The organism is Aequorivita sp. IT1183, from assembly GCF_058068265.1.
This window is the reverse complement of record NZ_JBYRHS010000005.1, coordinates 65,483-88,389: the sequence shown is the minus strand read 5'-3', so window position 1 is coordinate 88,389 and position 22,907 is coordinate 65,483. Positions and strand designations below refer to the sequence as shown.

22 protein-coding genes are annotated in these 22,907 nt (G+C 37.2%); 8 read left to right on the top strand and 14 right to left on the bottom strand.

From position 1 onward, the window contains the following. Positions 1–40: 40 nt before the first annotated feature. From AC3RVF_RS10940 to AC3RVF_RS10930, 3 genes are all read right to left on the bottom strand, one after another. Positions 41–2,602: a TonB-dependent receptor gene (locus AC3RVF_RS10940; protein ID WP_489692031.1), complete on the bottom strand. Its 2,562-nt coding sequence runs from the start codon at positions 2,600–2,602 to the stop codon at positions 41–43. Beyond that, positions 2,583–3,509: a FecR family protein gene (locus AC3RVF_RS10935; protein WP_489693380.1), complete on the bottom strand. Its 927-nt coding sequence runs from the start codon at positions 3,507–3,509 to the stop codon at positions 2,583–2,585. Before AC3RVF_RS10935 ends, AC3RVF_RS10940 begins: the two co-directional genes overlap by 20 nt. Before the next feature lie 180 nt (positions 3,510–3,689). Beyond that, positions 3,690–4,199, bottom strand: coding sequence for an RNA polymerase sigma factor (locus tag AC3RVF_RS10930; protein ID WP_489693379.1), 510 nt, complete (start codon positions 4,197–4,199; stop codon positions 3,690–3,692). 103 nt (positions 4,200–4,302) lie between these two features. Between AC3RVF_RS10930 and AC3RVF_RS10925 the strand changes: the two genes are divergently transcribed. The 8 genes from AC3RVF_RS10925 to AC3RVF_RS10890 all read left to right on the top strand — a co-directional run bounded on the left by AC3RVF_RS10925 (position 4,303) and on the right by AC3RVF_RS10890 (position 11,270). Further along, positions 4,303–6,066 carry a hypothetical protein gene (locus AC3RVF_RS10925; protein WP_489693378.1) on the top strand — a complete coding sequence of 588 codons (1,764 nt, stop codon included), beginning with the start codon at positions 4,303–4,305 and terminating at the stop codon, positions 6,064–6,066. Positions 6,067–6,113: 47 nt separating this feature from the next. After that, a complete protein-coding gene (locus AC3RVF_RS10920) occupies positions 6,114–6,581 on the top strand; it encodes a hypothetical protein (protein WP_489692027.1) in 468 nt (155 codons plus the stop codon). A 158-nt stretch (positions 6,582–6,739) separates the two neighbouring features. Then, on the top strand, positions 6,740–8,245 hold the full coding sequence (locus tag AC3RVF_RS10915) for a hypothetical protein (protein ID WP_489692026.1): 1,506 nt from the start codon (positions 6,740–6,742) through the stop codon (positions 8,243–8,245). Between the two features lie 163 nt (positions 8,246–8,408). After that, positions 8,409–8,771, top strand: a complete 363-nt coding sequence (locus AC3RVF_RS10910) for a c-type cytochrome (RefSeq protein ID WP_489692025.1) — start codon at positions 8,409–8,411, stop codon at positions 8,769–8,771. A gap of 5 nt (positions 8,772–8,776) precedes the next feature. Beyond that, positions 8,777–9,325, top strand: coding sequence for a YceI family protein (locus AC3RVF_RS10905; RefSeq protein ID WP_489693377.1), 549 nt, complete (start codon positions 8,777–8,779; stop codon positions 9,323–9,325). A gap of 11 nt (positions 9,326–9,336) precedes the next feature. Beyond that, positions 9,337–9,714 (top strand): OB-fold protein, encoded by a 378-nt coding sequence (locus AC3RVF_RS10900; RefSeq protein ID WP_489692023.1) that lies wholly within the window; start codon positions 9,337–9,339, stop codon positions 9,712–9,714. Positions 9,715–9,719: 5 nt separating this feature from the next. Next, complete coding sequence (locus AC3RVF_RS10895) at positions 9,720–10,607, top strand: DUF5777 family beta-barrel protein (protein ID WP_489692022.1); 888 nt, start codon at positions 9,720–9,722, stop codon at positions 10,605–10,607. Between the two features lie 84 nt (positions 10,608–10,691). Continuing rightward, a complete protein-coding gene (locus AC3RVF_RS10890; protein ID WP_489692021.1) occupies positions 10,692–11,270 on the top strand; it encodes a T9SS type A sorting domain-containing protein in 579 nt (192 codons plus the stop codon). 52 nt (positions 11,271–11,322) lie between these two features. Here AC3RVF_RS10890 and AC3RVF_RS10885 read toward each other — a convergent pair whose 3' ends face one another. From AC3RVF_RS10885 to AC3RVF_RS10835, 11 genes are all read right to left on the bottom strand, one after another. Continuing rightward, on the bottom strand, positions 11,323–11,970 hold the full coding sequence (locus AC3RVF_RS10885; protein WP_489693376.1) for a carbonic anhydrase: 648 nt from the start codon (positions 11,968–11,970) through the stop codon (positions 11,323–11,325). A gap of 107 nt (positions 11,971–12,077) precedes the next feature. Further along, the gene (locus tag AC3RVF_RS10880; RefSeq protein ID WP_489692019.1) at positions 12,078–13,598 is read right to left on the bottom strand and encodes a tetratricopeptide repeat protein; all 1,521 of its coding nucleotides are present in this window, start codon (positions 13,596–13,598) and stop codon (positions 12,078–12,080) included. Positions 13,599–13,661: 63 nt separating this feature from the next. Then, positions 13,662–14,963, bottom strand: a complete 1,302-nt coding sequence (locus tag AC3RVF_RS10875; protein WP_489693375.1) for an APC family permease — start codon at positions 14,961–14,963, stop codon at positions 13,662–13,664. Between the two features lie 15 nt (positions 14,964–14,978). After that, entirely contained in the window at positions 14,979–16,025 is a 1,047-nt protein-coding gene (locus AC3RVF_RS10870) for a proline iminopeptidase-family hydrolase (protein ID WP_489693374.1), read from the bottom strand. Positions 16,026–16,041: 16 nt separating this feature from the next. Further along, the gene (locus AC3RVF_RS10865) at positions 16,042–17,223 is read right to left on the bottom strand and encodes a dipeptidase (RefSeq protein ID WP_489693373.1); all 1,182 of its coding nucleotides are present in this window, start codon (positions 17,221–17,223) and stop codon (positions 16,042–16,044) included. Between the two features lie 32 nt (positions 17,224–17,255). After that, positions 17,256–18,611, bottom strand: a complete 1,356-nt coding sequence (locus tag AC3RVF_RS10860; RefSeq protein WP_489693372.1) for an MFS transporter — start codon at positions 18,609–18,611, stop codon at positions 17,256–17,258. 168 nt (positions 18,612–18,779) lie between these two features. Beyond that, complete coding sequence (locus AC3RVF_RS10855) at positions 18,780–19,115, bottom strand: hypothetical protein (RefSeq protein ID WP_489692014.1); 336 nt, start codon at positions 19,113–19,115, stop codon at positions 18,780–18,782. A 157-nt stretch (positions 19,116–19,272) separates the two neighbouring features. After that, positions 19,273–20,214, bottom strand: coding sequence for a nuclear transport factor 2-like protein (locus AC3RVF_RS10850; RefSeq protein ID WP_489693371.1), 942 nt, complete (start codon positions 20,212–20,214; stop codon positions 19,273–19,275). Positions 20,215–20,249: 35 nt separating this feature from the next. Then, positions 20,250–21,188, bottom strand: coding sequence for an NAD-dependent epimerase/dehydratase family protein (locus AC3RVF_RS10845; RefSeq protein ID WP_489692012.1), 939 nt, complete (start codon positions 21,186–21,188; stop codon positions 20,250–20,252). A gap of 147 nt (positions 21,189–21,335) precedes the next feature. After that, positions 21,336–22,340 carry an NADPH-dependent aldehyde reductase Ahr gene (gene ahr, locus AC3RVF_RS10840; RefSeq protein ID WP_489693370.1) on the bottom strand — a complete coding sequence of 335 codons (1,005 nt, stop codon included), beginning with the start codon at positions 22,338–22,340 and terminating at the stop codon, positions 21,336–21,338. 17 nt (positions 22,341–22,357) lie between these two features. Further along, the gene (locus AC3RVF_RS10835; RefSeq protein WP_489693369.1) at positions 22,358–22,885 is read right to left on the bottom strand and encodes a nuclear transport factor 2 family protein; all 528 of its coding nucleotides are present in this window, start codon (positions 22,883–22,885) and stop codon (positions 22,358–22,360) included. Positions 22,886–22,907: the final 22 nt, after the last annotated feature.

Below are 22,907 nucleotides of genomic sequence, written 5' to 3'. Positions count from 1 at the left end.
AGAAATTTGCACGCAAAGCCGCAAAGTTTTTTATGCTCTTCTAAAACAAAACCTGAAACGAAAAATTGGGTGTAATTCCCAAGGAGATTTCTTCAACTTTATTTATTGAAACTTCATTGTTTTCGTCCCGTATCAAAGCATAACGAATATTCAGAGTGTTTTCGGTATTTAAAAGATTTAAAAGCGCAATATTTATTTTAGCATCGATGGTTGGGGAGAGTTTCCAAAGATATTCTGCAGAGAAATCCGTTCGGAAATAATCTGGCAACCTTTCGCTATTCGGAATATCATATTGTATGGTCGAAAATCCGCCTTCTATTGTGGTTTCGGTATCTTTTAGAGGAATGGTATAAGGTTTTCCGCTGTGCCAATTTAAGCCCAAAGCAAGTTTTAAAGTATTCCACGAATAGCTTCCCGCGAGCGTTGCAGCGTGTTGCATGTCTAAATTATTCGGAAACGTTGGAGGGACGAGGGTTTCAAACTCATAATCGTTTTTACTGAACACATAACTGGCCCAAGTGCTGAAAGATTTCGTTTTATGGTTGATTACGAATTCGGCACCTTTTACAGTGTAATTGCCAATTGCTTTTGAAAATCTAAACTGGTTTTGAAAACCTTGGTTTGCACTATTAATATCTTCCACGATTTTATAAAATCCTTCCACATTCATAAAAAGTCCATTCTTGCTGTAAACAAACCCCGCAGAGGCTTGTTTGCTTTTTAAAATTGGCGTGTTTTCTTCATCGGCTAAAATCCAACGTCTTTTTTCGATACCAAGAAAATCACTTTCAAAATCGACTCTTTGTGTTGCACTTTGACTTTTGAATTCGCCCAAAATCTCAACCGCAAAACCATTACCGAATTTTTGATGCAGACTCAACCGTGGTTCAATTAAAATTTTTTCAAACTTGTCGAAATAATTTCCTCGTAAACCTGCAGCAATAAAGGTTTTTTGATTATTCGAGAGATAATTCAATCCAGCAAAAAGAGCATGCGTTTGCAGCACATCTTTTTCATAGCTACGAAATCGCGGTAGGTTAATATCTTGTGTATTTGCAATGCCAATTTCTGAAAAATGATAGCCAGTTTGAAGCTTTAGGTTTTCTGAAAGCATAACGTTTGCGTCAAGTTTAACGCCAGTTTCCAATACTTCGTTTTTTTGAATTTGTTCCTGGGTAGTGAATATATCGCGATTGATTGCATCCAGCAAATAGTAGGTGCCATAACCTAAAACAGTGGTTTCAATTTTATCATTCCACGAGCGATTCCAAGATACGCCGCCAAGCAAACTGCGTTGCTCCAATTTGCTGGTTTTCGATTGCGAATTGATTGTTAAAGTTTCAGTAAAATCTAAGGAATTATCGATGGTTAAAAAGTTGACGCGTATTTTGTCTTTTTCTGAAATATCCCACAGTAATTTGGTGCCGAAATCATAAAAGCTAAAATTTTCGTCCGTGCTTATACCAATATTATTTTGGTTGTTTTCTTCATTGTTGATTTCACTATCCTGAAAAATTCGTTGGGTATAATTTTTATAAATAGGCGATTCCCAAAGTTGGTTGATGGATTTTCTTCCAGCTACTTGAATGCTTGCTTTTTCAGAAATTGAAACGTCCACAAAACCACTTCCGTTTATTAGATTGAAGCCGATTCCCGCTTCGGTTTTTGATGAAACTGTATTTTTTGAACGCATATCCAGCACACCCGAAACCCCTTCGCCATAACGAATGTTGGTTCCGTTTTTATATATTGTTACTTTTTTTGTTATGTCTGGATTGAAGGCAGAAATAAGACCGAAGAAATGACCGCTTTGATACATTTTTATATCGTCCCAAAGCAGCAGGTTTTCATCGTGCATTCCTCCGCGAATGTTGATGTTAGAGATGGTTTCATCCACACTTTCCACGCCCGGAAGCGCTTGTGCAATCTGCAACACATCGTTTTCTACTTGACCGGGCAACAAACCAAAATGTTCCGTTGAAAGCAAAATAGAACCGTCCATGTTTTTGTCGATTCCCTTTGTGAAAATGTTTTGTAGTAAAACGGGCTCAAGTGTAGAAATTGAAGGCAACATCAGCAAGGCACTACATGCAGTTGAGAGTTCGGAAGTGTTTTTTGTAAGTCGCAAATAACCTACAAAAGAGATGGTGAAGTTTGTGTTTTTAAATTGTGGTGGAACATAAAAAAAACCTTCGGCATTCGAGATTGTATTGAAAGAATTATCTTCAGAAATAACGGTTGCTCCTTCCAGCGGTAACTGGGTTTCAAAGTCGATTATCCTGCCACAAAGAAGGCCAGTATTTTCTTTTGAAGTAATTGTTATATAACGTTCATTTATGCGGTTGTAAAGGAAAGGCGTGTTTTCGCGAAGGTATAAAAGTATGTTCTCTATTGAAGCCACATCCTTTGGAGGTTGCTTCAGTTTAATTCCTTCAACTTCTTCGTGAACGTAGGAAAAACGAACATTATTTTCCTTTTCTAAGGTTTCCAAATAGGTCAAAAGTGTAGTTTCTTCGGTTTCCTGCGCAATGGTTTTTGCTCCAAAGGCACAGAATACCAAAAGGAATACAATGACTCTGTAGCTACTTGCTATGTTTGGCATCAATGGTTACTGCTCCGTTATTATTTATTTTATAGTCCAACTGCAGGGGCTCACAAATTGATTTTAATGCAAGTTCAAGATTTTTGTGGGTAAATGTGCCAGTAAATCTTTTTTCTAAATTTACGTTTTTTAATGATACTTTGACCGTGAATTGTCTTTCAAGTTCTTTTATAACTATTTGCAGTGGAGCATTTTCAAAACTGCTTTCATTTTGAAGCCATATTGGCGAAGTGTCTTCGTTAGCTTCATTAACCACCAATTTACCATTTTCTATTTGCACTTTCTTTCCAGCGGGCAGTTTTAACGAATTATCGTTAAAGGCTACACTAACTAAACCTTCGTAACAAGCAACGGTAAAAAGCCCGTCTCGTGCAGAAACATTGAACTGTGTGCCCAAAACGCTTACAGTTCCTTCGGCAGTTTTTACGCTGAATTTACTTCCTTTAGTTACTTTAAAATACGCTTCGCCATCCAACGAAAGTTCGCGGGAATCATCCCAATTCTTTTTGTTGTACGTAATTTTTGAATCCGAATTTAATGCTACTTCCGAGCCATCGGGTAGCGAAAAGTTTTCAGTTTGAGCAACTTCAGTTTTAACTGAAGTATCGAGCGTTGTAGTGTAATAATATCCAGCAAACAGCAATGCGAATACCGCAGCCACCTTCCAAACAACTGAAAAAATATTCGGTTTTTGTAATTCGCGAACGGGTTTTATATGGTTTGAAATAGCTTCAAAATTTGCTTCGGAATTCATTTCGGCAACCTCAAAACCAGAGCTGGCAGCGGCAATTTGAATATATGAAGCATATTCCGGATCGGCTTTTAACTGTTCCAGTTCTTCTGGAGAGGCTTCATTATTGAGCCATTTGTGCAATAAGTAATCTTTGTCCATTTGTATTGTGTTCATAGGTGAAACAGTTATACTGAGCGATACCCTACCATTATTTATTTTATTATTCCTAAACAAGCCTCTTTACAACTCCGACATAGCACTAAAAAATTTGAAATATATTTTTGTCACCATAATACTTCGTCTTATGTTCTATGTCATCCAGTGTTAAGGCTTTCAATAACACAATATAAAATTTTAAACGTTCCCAATTTCTTTCCGAAGCACTGCCAAAGCTTGACTCATTCTTTTCTCAACTGCTTTTACTGAAATATTCAGCATTTCGGCTATTTCAGCATATTTTTTCCCTTCAATACGGTTTAAAAGAAAAGCGGTGCGTTGTGCTTCGGTAAGATTTTCGATGGATTTTTTTAGCTTTTCGTGAAACTCATTTTCTTCCATCACAAATTCTGGAGACTGATAATTGGTTTTATCGGGCTGTCTTTTAGCGTGTTTTAAAACTACTTTTTTGTGAGCTATTTCATTCAAAAAAGCATTGTTGCAAACGGTGTATAAAAACGATTTCGCCTTCTCTTTAGTAACTTTCGCGCAGTTTTGCCACAGTTTTATGAAAGCTTCCTGTACCAAATCGTCTGCCTGCGCTGTGTCGCCACATTTAAAATAGATAAACCGCCAAACTGGTTTTCCATGAGATTCATACAGTTGGTTAAACGTATTTTCGTTACAGACGTTTTCGGGTTGTTTCATAAAAGGGATTGATCTATTTCAAATATATTTAAAAGTTATTCAACTTGTAGGGTAGGGTTTATTTTTATTAATTTGTTATTAATGTATAGCAAAAGTTTAAAATTTGAAAAAAATACACTTTTTCCGTTTTTTCGTTTTGTTTCTATTAAGTGTTTCTCTTTTTTCTTGCCAGAAAGAAGAAGAGGAATATATTGATGAAACCGAAGAAAACACCATTACCGCCAACTCTCCATTGACGGGATTGTTGTTGCGCACATCACAAAGTCCGGGTGTTTATGACGATATTATCGACGGAAATAGCTGCGCTTCAATAATTTTGCCCGTAACAGTAATTGCCAACGGCCAGCAAGTGACGGTGAATACTCCCGAAGACATAAATATTATTAAGGATATTTTTAACCTGTTTCCAAACGATACAGATACTTTAGAAATTATGTTTCCAATTTCGTTGGAGTTGTTTGATTATACCCAAGTAACGATAAACAATCAAACCGATTTGGATGCTCTTGCTGCAACTTGTGATATAGCCGATGCTGAAATTGGCTGCTTGGATATTGTATATCCTATTTCTTTTTTCACCTATAATACAGATCAACAGCAGACGGGAACGGTTACTATCTCTAATGATTGGGAACTTTTCGATTTTCTGCAAAGTTTAGGGCCAGATGTTTTTATCAGTCTAGATTTTCCTATTTCGGTACTATTGGCAGATGGTTCAACTGTGCAAGTGAACAACAACCAAGAACTGCAAACATTGATTTTAGATTGTGTGGCGAATACCAACGGAGACCCGATAGATATTTCGCAATTTGAAGAAGATTTAACCACTGGCACTTGGTATGTAGATTACTTTTTTGACGACTATGACGAAACCGACAATTATGCTGGATATGAATTTACTTTTGCTTTAGACGGAACGGCGCAGACTGTAAAGTCGGGAGTAGTTGTAAATGGAACTTGGGCACTTGTTGATGATTTTAAATTCGATCTTTTCTTTGGAACAAATGCACCGCTGGACGAACTAGACGAAGAATGGGAAATACTTGAAGCCAACGCAGATTTTATTAAACTGAAACACATTAGCGGCAGCGACGGAAGCATAGATTACTTGACTTTTGGCCGCGAACCGAACACTGGCGGGACAAATACTGAACTCAATCTTTTTATTGAAAATTTGATTACCGGAAGTTGGTACGTAAACTTGCTTGAGGAGAACGGAACAAACCACACAGTAAATTTCAATGATTATGAATTTACTTTCTTCGGAAATGGTTCTGCCACAGCAGTAAGCAATAGTAATACAATTAATGGGTATTGGACTGCGCAAGTAGATAGTGGCAATTTAGATTTTATCTTAAATTTTGAAACAACAACTAACGGTGATTTCGGAGATCTGAACGATGATTGGGATGTGCTGGAAGCAACTCAAACCATTATTAGACTTTCCGATGTAAGTGGCGGTGGTGGCGGAACAGACTATCTTACTTTTGGTCGTGAACCAAATGGTGGCGGTGGTGGCGGTCCCGACCCACAAGAGCTGCGAGATATTCTTGAATCTGGAACTTGGTATGTTGAAAAGTTTTTAGATGATGGCGACGATGAAACTGCAGATTTTAATGGGTTCGATTTCAACTTTTACAACAATCAGACTGTTTATGCTACCAACGGTACAGAGAACGTTTACGGAATATGGATTGTAACTGTAACTGGCCAAGAACTCAATTTTGAACTTGATATGGACAGCCCAATTAATGGTGCAGATAGCCAGGAATATAAAGCTTTGCAGTATTCACCAACTTCAGTAACATTTATTACCCGTAACAGTCAAGGGCAGATTGAAGATACTTTAATTTTCAAAAAGAATTAAATAACCCCAATTTTTTCACACCATTATTAAAACTAAAAAAATAAATTATGAAATTCACGTTAAAAGCAATTCTCTTTATTTTTATATTCACAGGTTTGGCAATGTCCTGTAATAAAGATGACGATAACAATTCAAACCAAGACACATCAGTTGCCGATGCTATAAATACTGCACAAAGCGGGAGTTGGAAAATCACTTACTTTTTTGATTCCGATCAAGTAGAAACAGACCATTTTACTGGTTATATTTTTAAGTTTAATGAAAATGGTTCTTTAGAAGCGGTAAATGGAAGCACAACAATTACTGGAACATGGTCTATAACAGACAGCAATTCTAGCGATGACGACGGAGGTTCAAGCGACATTGATTTCAATATTTTCTTTGCTTCGCCACCAGACTTTGAAGACCTTTCAGACGATTGGGATATAATCTCTATTAGTAATTCAAAAATTGAATTAACCGATGTAAGCGGCGGTAATGGCGGCACAGATTTTTTAACTTTCGAAAAAATATAAAACCTTTTTATTTTCAAATGAAACCATCCTATTTACGGATGGTTTTTTTTGTCAAATTATTTAGGGAAGATTTCATCTTTTCTTCAAAATAATAAATTTCAGGGTAGGGTTTTCTTTGCGTTGGCTGTCTTAATTATATAAAACATAAAAAAAATAAAATGAATAGATTCATCAAATTATCAGTATTTGTTTGCCTGCTAATTTTCGCGGCAAACTCTTGTTCCGAAGACGACTCAACGCCTTCTGAAAATCCAGATTCAAACATAATAGCGGTAGATTCCGAATTGGGGAATTTATTGCTTCGCACCACAGACGGTAATAATACGTCTTCAATAGATTGTATAGATCTTGTTTATCCTGTTACTTTCTTCATTTATAATTCAAATCAGCAGCAAACCGGATCACAAACGGTTGGTAGTGATAGTGAACTTCTAGCCTTATTACTTTCCTTAGAAACTGGAACTTATATAGCCTTGCAGTTTCCTATTAGCGTTGTTTTGCAGGATGGCACTATAATGGAAGTTAATAGCAATGCCGAATTAATAACATTAATTTCTGGCTGTTCCTCGAATGGGGGAGGTGTGCCTTCAGATTTTGAAGCCATATTAACTTCTGGCTCTTGGTTTGTTACTTATTTTTTCGATGATGTAGATGAAACTAGTGATTTTGCTGGTTATGAATTTACATTCGCAACAAACAATACGGCCCAAGCGGTAAGTACTACAAATACTGTAGATGGCACTTGGAGCTTGACAAATAGCAATACGCCAGATTTAAATCTTTTCTTTGGAATAAATGATCCATTTGATGAGCTTGATGAGGATTGGGATATAATTGAAGCTACCCAAGATATTATTAAGTTAAAACACATTAGCGGTGGCGACGGTAGTGTAGACTTTTTAACTTACGAACGCACCCCGAATGGTGGTGGCGGAGGTGGAAATACTTCAGATTTTGTTGATAATCTTACAACCAGCGTTTGGTATGTGAATCTATTAGATGACGATGGTATTGACGAAACTTGTGATTATGTAGATTACCAATTCACTTTTAATGCAAATGAAACAGTTACAGCTACAAGTACTAACAATACTGTTAACGGTACCTGGGCAGTTACGAGTAGTAGCAGCGGAATAGATCTTACCTTAAACTTCGAAATAATAGGTGGCGATGATCCTTTTGATGACTTAAATGATGATTGGGATGTAATAAGTTTTGATGCTCAAATCATTAAATTAATTGATGTTAGCGGCGGAAACGGCGGTACAGATTATCTCGATTTTGGAAGAAATCCGCACCAAGGTTGCAGCGGAGGTGGAAACACTACAGAGCTAACAAATATCTTAATTGATAGTCAATGGTTTGTAGAAAGCTACATAGACGATGGCGATGATCAAACAAATGACTACAACGGTTATGCGCTTACATTTAACGCTGATGGAAGTGTGCAGGCGGTAAACAGCAATAATACCATAAACGGCACTTGGAGTGTGGTAACCAGCGGTAGCGGTCTAGATGTAATACTAGATTTTGGAACTGCAATTCCTTTTGATGAATTTAACGACGATTGGGATGTTGTTACCTACACAAACACTAGAGTCGAACTCTTTGATGTAAGCGGCGGTAATGGCGGCACAGATTACTTAACTTTTCAGAAGCTATAATTTTCTTTTTTTCCCCCACTTTAAAGCCATGGTTCGCCATGGCTTTATTGTTTTCTATATTTTGAATTTCAACACGTTATGGAAATATTTTTTTGGAAAAGAAGTAGGGTTTTTCTTTTTTGAAATGTTATATTAATAGTTAAAGCAAAATAACTAACGCATTATGAAACGATACGCTCTGATTCTTTTTTCTTTTTTAATAGTGAGTTGCAGCACTAGTACCTACGATGATATTGAAGAAATTCAAGAGGAAACTCAAGGCGAGCTGGTAACCTATCAAGAAATAGCTTCAATTTTTGAAAACAATTGTACGGTATGCCACAGCAATCCTCCGCAAAACGGGGCGCCTATGGCATTGACTAACTTTTCTGAAGTAAAAGATGCGGTGGAAGATAGAGGGCTTTTAGACCGAATAAGTAGAGAAGAAGGCGCACAGGGATTGATGCCTTTGGGCGGACCGCGCCTGCCACAACAACAAATAGATTTAATAATGCAGTGGAACATAGACGGACTACTGGAAAATTAATAATTATGAAAACTACAACCACTTTATTAATCATCTGCTTCGCATTTATTGCTACAACCGTAGGGCAGGAAAAATTTGCCACTAAAACTGGGCAAATAAATTTTGAAGCTTCTGTTCCTTCTTTTGAAGAAGTAAAGGCAGAAAACACCAATGTTAGCGCTGTTTTAGATGCAGCCTCAGGAAATTTTGCAGCACTCGCACTAACGAAAGGATTTCGGTTTAAAGTGGCTTTAATGGAAGAGCATTTTAATGAAAATTATATAGAATCTTCAAAATATCCAAAGGCAACTTTTAAAGGAACTATTCAAGATTTTGATATTTCTGAAATTTCTGGAAAGCGTGAATATTTAATTAAAGGAACTTTCAACCTACACGGTGTAGACAAAAATATGGAGGTGCCCGCAGTCATTTCTGTTAAGGGAGATGTAGTAATGCTCAGCGCTCAATTTGTAATGCAACCAGAAGATTTCAACATTAAAATCCCATCAATTGTAAGTAATAAAATTGCCGAAGACGTTAACGTTTTTGTGGAATTCAGCTTACAAAAACAATAAAAATAGAACCGATGAGCAAGCAAAGAAAATTTTTATACCTGATTTTGATTCTAGGATTGGTGGGCTATTTTGGCTATAACTACATATACCAAGATCACAGAGATATAAAGACTGAAACCTCGCAGCTTGAGATTACAGCTCCGTACTTATTAGAACGTTTTAAAACAGATGACGCCGAAGACTTGCTGAATAAAACTATAACTGTTACTGGTGTAATTACGAGTATAGAAAAAGGCGCAATTACCCTTGACGAAAGTGTTTACGCAAGTTTCGATGAAAATAATACAGATGTTAATGAAAACGAAAAAGTAAAGATTAAAGGCAGATGCATAGGTTATGACGAGTTATTTGAAATTGTAAAACTGGATCAAAGTACACTGATAAAATAGGACCAATGATGAAAAAAATAGCATTCTTAATATTCTTTCTTCCGCTGGGGCTTTTAGCTCAGGATGATTTACTGGACGGTCTTGAAAGTGAAGCGGTGGTAGATAAAACCGTAACATCTGCCTTTAAAGGCCTGAAAGTTGTTAACTTTGAAACTACCAAACTTGCAGATAAAAACGACTTTTATTTTGTAGTGGCGCATCGCTTCGGTTCAGTAAAAAACGGTGTCAAAGATTTCTTTGGGCTTGACAATGCGGTTACCCAGTTAAAATTTATTTACGGTTTTACCGATTGGTTGAACGTAGGTATAGCGCGTAGTTCTCTTCTACAAAAATACGGAGCTCAAATTAAATATCGTTTAATTCCGCAGGAGAGAGACGGCTTTCCAGTGACCTTAGTTGGTTATAACTTGGTTACAATAAATACTTCTTTGGAAAAGGACCAATATGCAAATCTGGAATTTGAAGACAGACTTACCTACACTTCACAATTATTAGTGTCGAAAAAATTTAGCGAATCATTTTCGCTATTGCTGGCTCCTACTTATATTCATGAGAATTTAGCAACTCGCAGTCGTGAAGTTTTAGCAGACGGAACTACAGTAAATTACGATGAACAATCTAATCAATACGCGCTTGGTTTGGGCGGGCGATATAAAATATCTAAGCGAGTGAGTATTAATGCAGACTATGGTCTTCATTTAAATAGAAACGATAATTCAAATTTCAGAAACCCGTTGTCGGTGGGTGTAGATATTGAAACTGGTGGTCACGTATTCCAAATGCATTTTACAAATGCGCAAGCCATGTTTGAAGAAGGATATATTGTACAAGGGCAGGGAGATTGGACCGATGGCAATTTCTTTTTCGGCTTTAATATTAGCCGCGTTTTTTAAAAAGCACGAATAAAAGAAACAGTAGAATTTTAAAAGAAAAATATAAAAGCAATTCGAATAATTATTAATCTAAAATCAAATATTATGAAAAAAATTAAACTATTTCTTTTGATGGCACTTACAGCCTCAATGGCAAGTGCACAAACAACCTTTGACCTAGACTGGTTTGTTGGAGTAACAAATCAGAACGCGAGTATAACCATAGAACCGGGCGATACTGTAAGATGGACTTGGACAGATGATGTTCCTCATTCCGTTACCAGCGAATCCGGAAGTCAAGAAGATTTTGACAGCGGCATAGAAACTGGAAACGGCTTTCAATATTCTTATACATTTACGCAAATTGGCGTAAATGAATATGACTGTGATGTGCATTCAAATATGACCGGTACAATTACTGTAGACAATCTTGCTTCTATTGAAGATAAATTTAGAATGAATATTTCATTTTATCCTAATCCTGTTAGTAACAAGTTAACGGTGGCTTCTCTTTATAAGCTGGATAGTTACAAAATTCACAACATTTTAGGTAAACTTGTTGCACAAGGTGCGGCAAGCGGAAATATTACCGAAATAGATATGTCTAATTTAGAATCTGGAATGTATTTTATAAATGCAACATCTGGAGAAATGCAGTCAACTTTTAAAGTTGTAAAGCGATAAAAAATTCTACATTTTAAAAAGAGGCTGTCCAATAAGGCAGCCTCTTTATTTTTTATTTGGACTCTATTTCATCTTTATCCAAATGATAGATTTCCATAATTCCTTCGAGGACTTTTTCGAAATCAATCTTTAAATCTATCAGTTTTCCTGTTGCAACATCCATCACCCAACCATGAACCGTTAAACGACCTTGCCTTACTGCAATCTGTACATCGGCGGTTTTTATAACGTTTACACACTGTTCCTGTACATTCAGTTCTACCAACCGCTTGTATTTCTGTTCTTCGTCTGTAATGGAATTTAATTCATCCCGATGTAGGCGATACACATCTCGAATATTTCGCAACCACGGATTTAGAATTCCTAAGTCTTTAGATTGCATGGCGGCTTTAACGCCTCCACAACCGTAATGTCCACAAATAACTATATGTTTTACTTTTAAAACGCTTACTGCGTAGTCAATAACACTCATGGCGCTCAAATCTAGATTTGACACCATGTTCGAAATATTTCGCATTACGAAAACATCCCCAGGTTTTACGCCCATAATTTCTTCTGCAGTAACGCGACTGTCGCTGCAGCCAATATATAGTATATCGGGGTTTTGGCCATCGGCAAGATTTTTGAAGTAATCCGGATCAACGCCTAATTTTTCGTTTACCCAGACTTCATTATTTTTGAAAATTTGATCTATATTCATGGTTCTTCTGAAGATTTTTTTCAGAATTTAAAGATAAGGAAAAGCATTTGTGCTCGCAATGTAGAAAGTGAAAATTAGAAACCTATGCCCTCTTTTGGATATAAAGCTTATAGTACTGGTTTTGCTTTTTCTATCCCTTTTAAAACTTGCATTCTGCCGGGTCCATTTTTTAGCGCAAGCTCATACTGTTTTGTGGCGTCTGCATTTCTAGTTTGAACGAGCAGCCAATCTGCATAAAGTTCGTGGGTAGGTTTTTGGATGAATGGTGGCCCGTAACTGTAACTTATAGTATTTTCAATAGCTATGGATTTCTTTAAATATTCTTCCGCAGATTTTAGATCATTATTCAAGTCAGCACGAAGTGCCAATAGTTGGTTTTGCCTAATTTCAGTTTCTTTTAAATCCATTTCCGTGGCTTCATCGCGGCTAACACTGGAGCATAGTTTAGAACTTCCTGTCGCAATAACGAACGATTCCCTTTTCTGGTCCTGACTCATAATATTGATGGTGCTGTCTAGCTTCTTAATATTGCCCGTTTTAAACGCTTTCATCCCTTCCATAAAGTGATATTGGGAGCGAACAGAAATATTTAAATCGGCTATGTCTACTGGAATGTTTGCTATTTCACTTTCCCAGTCATCTGTCTCAGAAAGATAAGTTCCTTTTAAGAATACTAAATGAACCCTTGCTTTTTTCGATGGATTTTCGGAAGCATACTTCTTCATATCGAGTACCATTTTCTTAGCTTCTTCGTAATTTCCTTTCTGAAGATAGCCGTATTCTAACCAATGAAAAGCGTGATATCCACGCGCATCATTGTCCAGTTTTTTCTGCTGCATCCTTGTAATACTTGCTTGATATGAAGCAATATTTGACGAAATTACCTCATCCCACATACCCATTGCTACATAAATGTGCGATGGCATATGTAAAGCGTGGCTGGCATCGGGAGCTACTTTTGAATATGCATTGGCGGCATCCAATGCAAGTGCAGCGTGATCCGGATCGTCATAAGAATGTATTAAATAATGCAGCGCGCCGGGATGATTTGGATTTTCTTTTAAAACACCTTTAGCAATTTTGGCGCCTTTTCCATAAAGATCGTCATCTCTTCCTTCGGGCACGGAACCTAAAAGGGAAAGCGCGTAAAAGGCAGCTACTTCTTGATTGGCGGGATATTTTTTGTACAAACCTTCCATAAAATCGGCGTAGGCGATATCACGTTGTGTTTTTTCGGTTTTTGGTTGGTAGAGTATTTGTGCGGCTTTAATTAAATCCTGTTCAAGTTCTACGGTTTTTTCATCTAAATTAATTTCGTCAAGTTTTTCTAATGCAGCTGTGGCAGCTTCATAATCTTGGTTTTGCCATAAGCTGTGATTGTGCGTCATTGCTTCGCCCCAATAAGCCATTGCCATTTCGGGATCTTCCTTTTGTGCTTTTTGAAATGCTTCGCGGGCATCTTCATATTCAAAGGAATGAAGCAGTAGCAATCCTTTTTCAAAGTGTGGCTGTGCACTCTCCTTTCCGCTGACTGAAATGTCTACAACACCCAAAAAATCCTTTGCAGGTTTCTGTTGTTTACATGAAATTATAAAAAGTAATATAAAAAAAGAGGTTAGAAATCTCATAGAAAATAATTTAGAAAGTTTTTAAAGATAGCGATTTCTGCACAATGTGTCTGGAGCGCTATATCACAGTACTTTCTTTTTTAAAACTTTAATAGCGAAAAAGATAATGGTTAATATGCCAATGAAAATACCTGTTCCCAGCATTTCTTTTGAGGTTAGTGATGATAGAAAATAGAAAATGATAAATATGGAAATGATCGGAACCGTTAATCCGCCTGGGATTTTAAACTCGTCTGGTTTCGACTTTTGAGTGTAACGTAATTTGATTACAGACAAGACAACGCCCATATAAATAAGTAATATTGAACTGGTCGCAATTACTACCAATTGTTCAAAACTTGCTGTTGCGGCAATAATGAAAGCAATGGTAGCATATGTGATGATTGCCAAGTAGGGCGTCTTAAACTTTTTATGGATTTTCGCCAAAAAAGGTAGCGGTATTACTTTATCTCTTGCCAAAGCATATGGAATTCGGGGTGCATTCAAGATTTCCCCACTTAAAAATCCAAACATGGAAATGGCAGCACCAACGATTAATACAACGAATCCTATTGGTCCAAATGCTACTTTAGCAGTTTCGGCTAGTGGTGAGGCTGTATAATTTGGCAACTCGCTGCCCAGAACACCTTGGGATACCATTTGTATCAAAATATAAATAACTACGACCGATGTAATGCCTATAAAAATACCTCTTGGAATCGTACGTTTTGGATTTTTAATTTCACCACCTACAATCAATCCGTTTTCGCCGCCAACAAAGGCAAAAAACAAGATGAGCGATGTCTTTCCAACTAATTCTATACTGGGCATGGCTTCAATAGATAAATTATCTGCAGATACAGCTATCCATCCAAAAAGTATAAGTAGGAGTAATGGAATTAGTTTCGCGATAACAAAGAATTTCACCAAGCCAATCCCTTGTTTTATTCCAATAACGTTGATAATTGCCAATCCGAAAAAGATGACGAACAGAAACCCTAATCGTACCCCTTCATTTGCAAAAATAGGATAGGAGGAAGCCAGTACATTCACTAAAGCATTGGATACCGCAGCATCAGACATTAGGGAAGAGCCCATATAAAAAATACCGCCCAAAAATCCGGCATAGTCACCAAAAGCAGTTTCAATAAAAGTGTATGCACCACCAGTATTGGTTACTTTGCTTCCTGCTTCGGCAAAACAGAGCATAATTAAAGCTAGCAGAATACCGCAAATAACATAAGCAATAATGCTTGATGAGCCCATGTTCGCGGCAATAATGGCAGGTAAAGCAAAAATACCCGCACCAATTATGATGTTCATAATATTGGCGGATAAGCCTAAAACACCAACAGTTCTGATTAATTCTTCGTCTGGTTGTTTCATTGAATTACTGCCAAGTTAGAATGAGCCGTTATCCACATCTTTAATAAACTTAATCAATCCAGTGAAATAATTTTCTGGGTCGTCATATTGTGAAACGTGGCCTGCATTTACGGTTAAACTTCTTCCGTGTTGCACTTGGGTGCTCATCCATTCCATATATTTTGGATCCATAGTATCGTATTTCCCCCCAATCATTAGTGTTGGTGTTTTAATCTCTTTCAACCTTTCGGAAACATCCCAACCTTTTAAAGTTGCATTTCCGGTAACGCCAAATTCACTATGACCTTGCATATAGATATAAATATTTGGGTTGAGGTGGCCAAAGCCGCGATTGATAAATTCTGGCCATTCATCCAAAGGTTTGCGAAGAATGTGTTCTGTATAATAATTGTTCATAACCAATTCGGCATATCTGGGATTTGAGAAATCTTCCTTCGCCTCCAAATCTTTAATTTCTTTATAAATTTCTGGAGGAAGTTGGGCTCCCAATACTTCAGCATACTTTTCGTATTCCGGAATGCTCGCCATCATATTTGAAATTATTAAACCTTTTAAATTGTCTTGATATTTCAGTGCGTATTCCATTGCCAAGATTCCGCCCCACGACTGGCCGAGCAAGTAAAAATTGTCTTTATCTAGATTTAAAGTTTTGCGAACTTGTTCTACTTCTTCCACAAAATGTTCGGTGGTCCAAAGGGTAGAATCGTTTGGCTTATCGCTGTAATAACTGTCCAGTTGATCGTAATAGATATATTCAATTTCTTCATTTGGAAGATAGCCGTCAAAATTCTCGAAAAACTCGTGAGTTCCGCCGGGACCTCCGTGAAGCAACAAAACCTTCATTTTTGGATTGTTACCCATGCGTTTTGTCCAAACATTGAAAGTTCCTTTTGGAGTTTTAATAGGAATCATTTTGATACCACCTGTTATTTGGTCGTCGCTGTTCGAATAATCCATGTAGCTGGATTTGCTATCGGTTTCGGTTTTTGTAGATTCCTTTTTTTCGGCACAGCTTAAAAGAACACTTGCTGAAATGATTAAAAAGTAAAGTGTGGTTTTCATGAAGGTCAGTTTTACATTAGTTAGTTTCATTCGCTTTTAAAACCCTTAGCAGATTTCCGCCGAGAATCTTATTAATATCCTTTTCACTGTAGCCTTTTTCAACCAAAGCCTTTGTGATTAAATGATAAGTAGTAACGTCATCCAATTGTTTTGGTGGCTGATAAATGCCATCAAAATCGGAACCAATGCCTACATAATCTACACCCACTAATTTAATAATATATTCTATATGTTGAATAACAAAATTAAAAGGTGCGCGTAGGTCATAAGATTCATCAGTATATTTTCTGTACATAGCTTCTTCAGCGTGATATTGAAACATTCCCGTATTTACGAGAGAGTCAATTTCGATTTTGTGATTTTCCAGAAATGCGGTCTCTCGTGGCTCAACAGAAGGATCTATAAACCCTGAATTAAAGTTTATTTGAATTACACCACCGTTTTTAGCAATAGCTTTTATTTGCTCATCTTTTAAATTTCGACGATGTGGACAAATGCTGTAAACCGAACTATGCGAAGCGATTATTGGTTTTGACGTAGTTGCAATTACATCGTAAAACGTTTGCTCGCCAACATGCGAAATATCTACCATCATCCCCAAACTATTCATTTTTTGAACTACTTGTTTTCCAAAAGCGCTAAGCCCATTTTTTCCCTCGGAATTTTTCGCGCCTTCGGGATTGGTTTCATCTGCAGCACTTGTTGCCCACGGAGTAGAGTTGTTCCAAGTTAAGGTTATATAGCGCGTGCCGCGATTGTAAAGCGCTTCAAGATTGCCTAAATCGTTTTCGAATTGATGGCCGCCTTCCACGCCAATCAAGGCTGCGATTTTGTTATGTTTTACAGCTTTTAAAAGTTCTTTTGAATTGCCGACTTTCACGATTTTATCAGGGTTTCGTTGTATAACGGCATCCAAACTATCTATTTGTCTATTTGCAAAAGCATACGGATTAGGCTGGTCGCCATCACTAAAAACTGAAAAGAATTGTACATCTACGCCGCCTTCCTTCATCCTATTGAGGTCGCTGTGGGTTTTGCCCTTTAAGTCGGTGTCGAAAACAAAATTCTTCTCCATTGTTTGAGTAAGAAAATCATTGTGAGTATCAATTAGTAATGCTTTGTTGTGAATTTTTTGATAGTTTTGGGCGCTTAGTTGAAGCGTTACAAATAAGCTGAAGAGAAGTATTTTGGTTTTCATTGGTTTGGTTCATTTCTAGATTAAATTATTCTTTATACTCCTATTGCCTTTACTAGCATGCTTTCATTCTCAATGTCTTTATTCTCTAAATGTACAACGTTTTTTACTTGATGTTCTATATTTAAAAATTGCAATAAAATCCAGGCCAGTACTACAAAAGTTGCAAAGGCCAACAAGGTAATTTCCCAACTAAAATGATCTTTAATTGGGGGGATTAATGCTGCAAATGCAATACGGCCAATATTCGAAATAGTCATATATAATGTAAATTGGCTGGCAGAAACTTTTTTCCAACAACATTGCATGGCAATAGCAAAAAAACCGATCTGGCAAAAAACACCTAGAGTGGAGTAAGCAAACATATATGCATTAATAAAAAAAGTGTCAACCCAAAAAGTTTTCATAAACACTAAGGCAACCGTTGAAGCTATCCAAGCGAAGAAGTAAAAATTCAACATTCGCTTTTTGCCGAATTTATCTACCAAAAAACCACCAATGAGCATGCCACTAATTCCTCCAATTACAGAAGTGGTTGCAAATACTTGCGAATAGGCAAGGTCTGTCCAACCTAATTCCTTTACGGTAAAAATGGGTAATAAAATATCCATATAATTGATGCAGCCAGCGATAATGAAACCAATAACCGCAAGTAGTAACGAATTCTTTAATTTAAAAACGCTATATAATGATTTGAAAATTTTACTCCATTTTTTCGCCTGCAGTTTTTGGTTTTGTGGAGAAGCTTTTCCTTTAGTCCAAGGCAGTATCTTTTCATTGGGTCTCTCTCTTAAAAAAATAGGTACAAGCATTATTAAACCTACCAAGACAGAAAGTGTTGCAATAGAAACCGAAAAGCTGTAGTTGTTTAAAAGCCAACTTCCCAATGCCAAGGAAGCCGATATTCCGATTATTTTTGAACCCCACATAAACCCATTTGCACGAGCCTGTTCATTTACAGGAATAATATCTACTGCCATTCCATCTGTGGCGACATCCTGAAAAGACCCAAAAAAAGAAATTATAAAACCTGCCAACATTAAAAGGTTTAAGTTGTTTAATGGATCGGGTAAAAATGCCATCATAATAAAACTGGTCATCAATCCCAACTGGCCAAAAATTACCCACGGCCTTTTTCTTCCCATAGCTAATATAGTATAGCGATCCATCAAGGGTGCTACTATAAATTTGAAGCTCCAGGGTAAGCCACAGGCTATCGCAAAACTGGCGATTTCTCCAGCAGATTTTCCGTTCATCGCCATCCAAGCTGGAATTCCAAAGAATAACATTCCTTCTGGTACGCCTTGGGCAAAATATAGTGCAATGAAATTAAAATACCTTAAGGTTGTATTTTCGGAAAGTGCCGGTAAGTTGGTTTTAATGGGTTTCATAATCGCTGTTTCTAATTTGCTTGAATTCCTATTAAAGAATTTTTTTCTTACTGTTTTCCTAAACCTAAGTATTGCTGAAATGCGGTTATATTTCCGTTTGCTCCTGAAATATGTATTGTTTTCATTTTTAAAGTATTTATAGGTTAATATTAAAAGGCGTATTGATTATTAATAAATTAAATTCTCCAAAATACGGCCCAGGTTGCTTTCAGACATTGGTATTTTGCGATCTACTGCGAAGAGTTGTTGAATTTCGTTCTTCAATTGGCAAAGTTCTAATTCCGAATATTGGTGTCTTTCTAAGGTATCCTGAATTTTATCTAAGCTTGAATCTTCGTGATCATTTTGAAACTCTCGATTCATTTTATCGAAAATATCTTTGGAAGTTTTCGCCTTTATTAGCGTTATTTCATCCTCACTTTCTATTTGATCTGCTTTGGAGCAGAGTAGCAAAATGTATGTTTTCAGTTCTTCCTTGCTCCATTGGGTATGTTCTTGTTTCATAACTATGATTTTATGATTCAAATTAAAAATGTGCGATACGGCTTAATCATACCGCACATTTACTTCTTATTTTACCTCATTATAGCAACTTTTACTTCGCTGTTGTGGTATTTCAATTTGGATTCTGTTTTTAAAAACTTGCAATTTTAAGGCTGGCCTAATCTAACAGCTTTGCATTGTAGTAAGCTGTTTCGGCTGTTATCTTGCCTTCTTTGTTAAAATCCATTTGATAGTGAATGGGTAGGACGATCACTTTTTTATCGGCCTTGCGAACAAGGTTGACGTTCCACCATGATAGCACAACATGGCTATCGCCCATTTCATAATGCAGGTCGTCTGGGTAGCCAACCATGTCTATGCTTGTAATGTCGTATGTATCGTTAATCTTTTTGTCAATTACTTTTTGATCTGCAAATGAAGTGCTCTCAAATGTGGGGGAGCTGGAATTCAAAAACCTTGCATTTTCATCGTAATAAGTATATGCCTTGTCCAAATCCTTATTTTCAAAAGCATAAATTACGTTGCGAACGGAGTTTATATTTTCGTGATGGTTATAGATGGTGCCGTTCTTTCTATCGCTAAAACTTTGACCGATTTCTGAATTAACAAGATCGTTACCATAACTTATAATAGTTTGAATCTTGTTATTTTTATTTACCACAAATAATCGGTGGATAGGTTGGTTTATTTTAACGCCTGTTTTTTTGTGAACACCTTTTAAGTCTTCCCAAGTCTGCACCCACATCACATCTTTTTGATTGTCATCCTTATATTCCAATGCATCGGGATAGGCTCCCGGGGTACGGCTTATTGAAAAATAATCAAGAGCGCCATGCCATCCTTTTGCAGAATTTGAAAATGATGCTTTGTCTTGTCCCTTGTCATTTGCATTGGCGCTTGTGCCGTTAAAGGCCCTAAAATCATCTGCCAGATAACTCGCCACCTTGTCTGAGTCTCCACTAACAAAGGCCTGAGTCATAGCCTCCACTGTGGTAATGGCTGGATGGTCTACGTAAATAGTTCCGTTCTTTTTTTGTGCTGTCGAAATGAATGCTATAAGCATCACTACCGATAAAATCGTTGTTTTAATGGTTTTCATTATTGATATATTTAATTGATTAATATTCTGTTTTTTTACTTTGAATAGTTATTTAAGGTTTCTTGAACTGGTCTGAAGTTCACTCCCAAATCGTTCATTGCCAGTGTATTTTTATAAATCACACTTCCTTTATTTTTAGGGGTTTGGTGGTTCAGCATCAAGCTCATATCGCTAACAGGATAGCTTTCACTAGTCAACAAATAGTTTTTACCGTGCAATCCAGAAGTTGTAGCGGCTTTGAAAACGGCTTCCGCTACATCTTTAACATCTACCGTAGCCATTTCCGCATCGGTGTCATAAAGCATTTGTACAAATGGATTGGGTGCAATTTTGTTTTTAAAGAGAAATTGCAACCCAGTTGAAGTGGAATCTTCTCTATTAGAAAGTGATTTCCCCATAACGCCTACAGGCGAAACCGAAGTGATTTCATAAGAAAGATTTGGGTGTGCTGATATGAATTTTTCTACAGTTTGGTTGGCAATAAATTTAGCCTGTGCATACGGATGACTTTCCTCGCTCATAAAAGGTTCGTCGGCTTCACTAAAGGTATCGTGAGGTGTTTTTCCGCCAGCCGGCATTGGGAAATTTGTGTTATACGCCGCCACCGAAGCAATTAAAACAATCTTTTCAATTAAAGGGGTTTCACTTACCGCTTCCAAGAAATTCTCCGTTCCTTTTATGGTTGGGTCGAATAACTCCGTTTGCGGGTCTTTCACATCAAGCTGAAACGGTGTTCCGCCGTGGACTACAATTTCGCAATCGCTGATAAAATCTTTTAAATCGTTTAAATTTTCAACCATAAGTGGGCTGATATTCAGATTGTCTGAATTTTTTAGATCGAAAAGATGTTGATACTTTTCACTCTTTTTTATGTCTGTAACAGATACTTTCACATTGAAACCTTCTGTTAAGAATTTCTTGGTTATGAAGCTTCCTATAAAGCCAGAACCGCCTATAATGCCTACTGTTTTCATATTCTCGTATTTTAGGGATTGAATTGGGGCTAAATGGTTTTATAAATAGAGCCAACAGGTTGACTGCTTCTTCACTTGCAATACCAGTCCGGCCTTGGGATTTTTGATTCCAAAACTGCTATTTTGTCGGGAAGGCTTTGATAGAGATTAATTTTTCAATACTATCCTAAATCGAGCTTTACCGTTATCTAAGTGTTCAATTGCTTCATTTACTTTTGCCATCGGGAATTCTTCAACGTCTGGATAAATATTGTGCCTTACACAAAAATCGAGCATAGTTTTCGTTAATGCAGGACTGCCTATTGGGCTTCCTCCAACCGTTTTTTCACCCATAATTAAACTGAATGCGGGAATTGCCATTGGCTCCAAAACAGCGCCTACTGTATGGAATTTTCCTTTCGGTGCCAAGGCGGTTAAATATGAATTCCAATCCAATGTTACATTAGTGGTATTCAAAATAAAATTTAGTTTTCCAGCAATACTTTCTAATTCTTCCGGAACTGTTGAATTAATAACCTTGCTGGCTCCCATATTCAAAATTTCCTTCTTTTTATTCGGGTTTGAGCTAAAAGCAATCACTTCGCATCCCCAATGTTTTAAGAATTTAACGGCCATATGTCCTAATCCTCCAATTCCTATTACGCCAACCTTATCCGTTGGTTTTACTCCAGCTAATATTATTGGATTGAAAACTGTAATTCCGCCACAAAGCAAAGGGCCTGCTTTACTCATATCTATACCCTCCGGAAGCGGTATTGCCCACGACCAATGTCCACGAACATAATCTGCAAATCCACCGTTTCTACCTACAATAGTACCTTCGCTTTTAGCGCAGAGATGGTGGTGCCCGTCCATACATTGCTCACAACTCATGCAGGAAGAAGACATCCATCCCAATCCTACTTTATCCCCAACTTTCACATTTTTAACCGCATTACCCGCAGCTATTACTTCTCCAATTATTTCGTGACCAGGAACAATTGGATATTGCGTCATTCCCCAATCATTGTTTATCATACTTATATCTGAATGACAAAGACCACAATAGGAAACTTTAATATCAACTTGTTCAGAACCTATCGCTCCTAATTCATACGAATAAGGCGTTAGTTTTGCTTTAGGGGCAATGGCTGCATATCCATGAACTTTCATCGGTTTAAGTATTTAATTTATAAGTTGGTTGAATCTTTCACAACAGCTGCTTCTGCATGCTGCATTGCTTGCACATCCATCATGATTTTTGAGATGTCCCAATAGCCAAATTCTTTTACAACTTTTCCGTCCATAAATTGGGCTGTGATGTGAGCGGGAATGGTGTATGTTTTGTTATTGGCAGCAAGCGTGCCCTTCCAAGTACCCCAAAAGTTTACCCAAGTTTGGCCTTTGTCAGTAACAACCATTTCATATTCAGATTCCCCATCCACATAGTTCCAACCGGAAAAAAGTGAAGCATCCTCTTTGCCCATTGCTACCTCTTCGGCTATGGACCTGCCTTCTGCCTCAATAACATTGTTCATTATTTTGGCTGTATCGGCATAGTGGCTGGCAAGAGCTTCCCAGTCTTGCTTTTCGTAGGCATCAATTATTTTTTTGTAGGTGTCAATTTCGGGCGATTGTTGGGTGTAGCGCTTTTCTTGTTGTTGACAAGCGGTTAGCAAAAGGACTATTGCAAGTCCTAAAAAGAGTAATCTTTTCATAATTTTTAATGATTTAAATGGT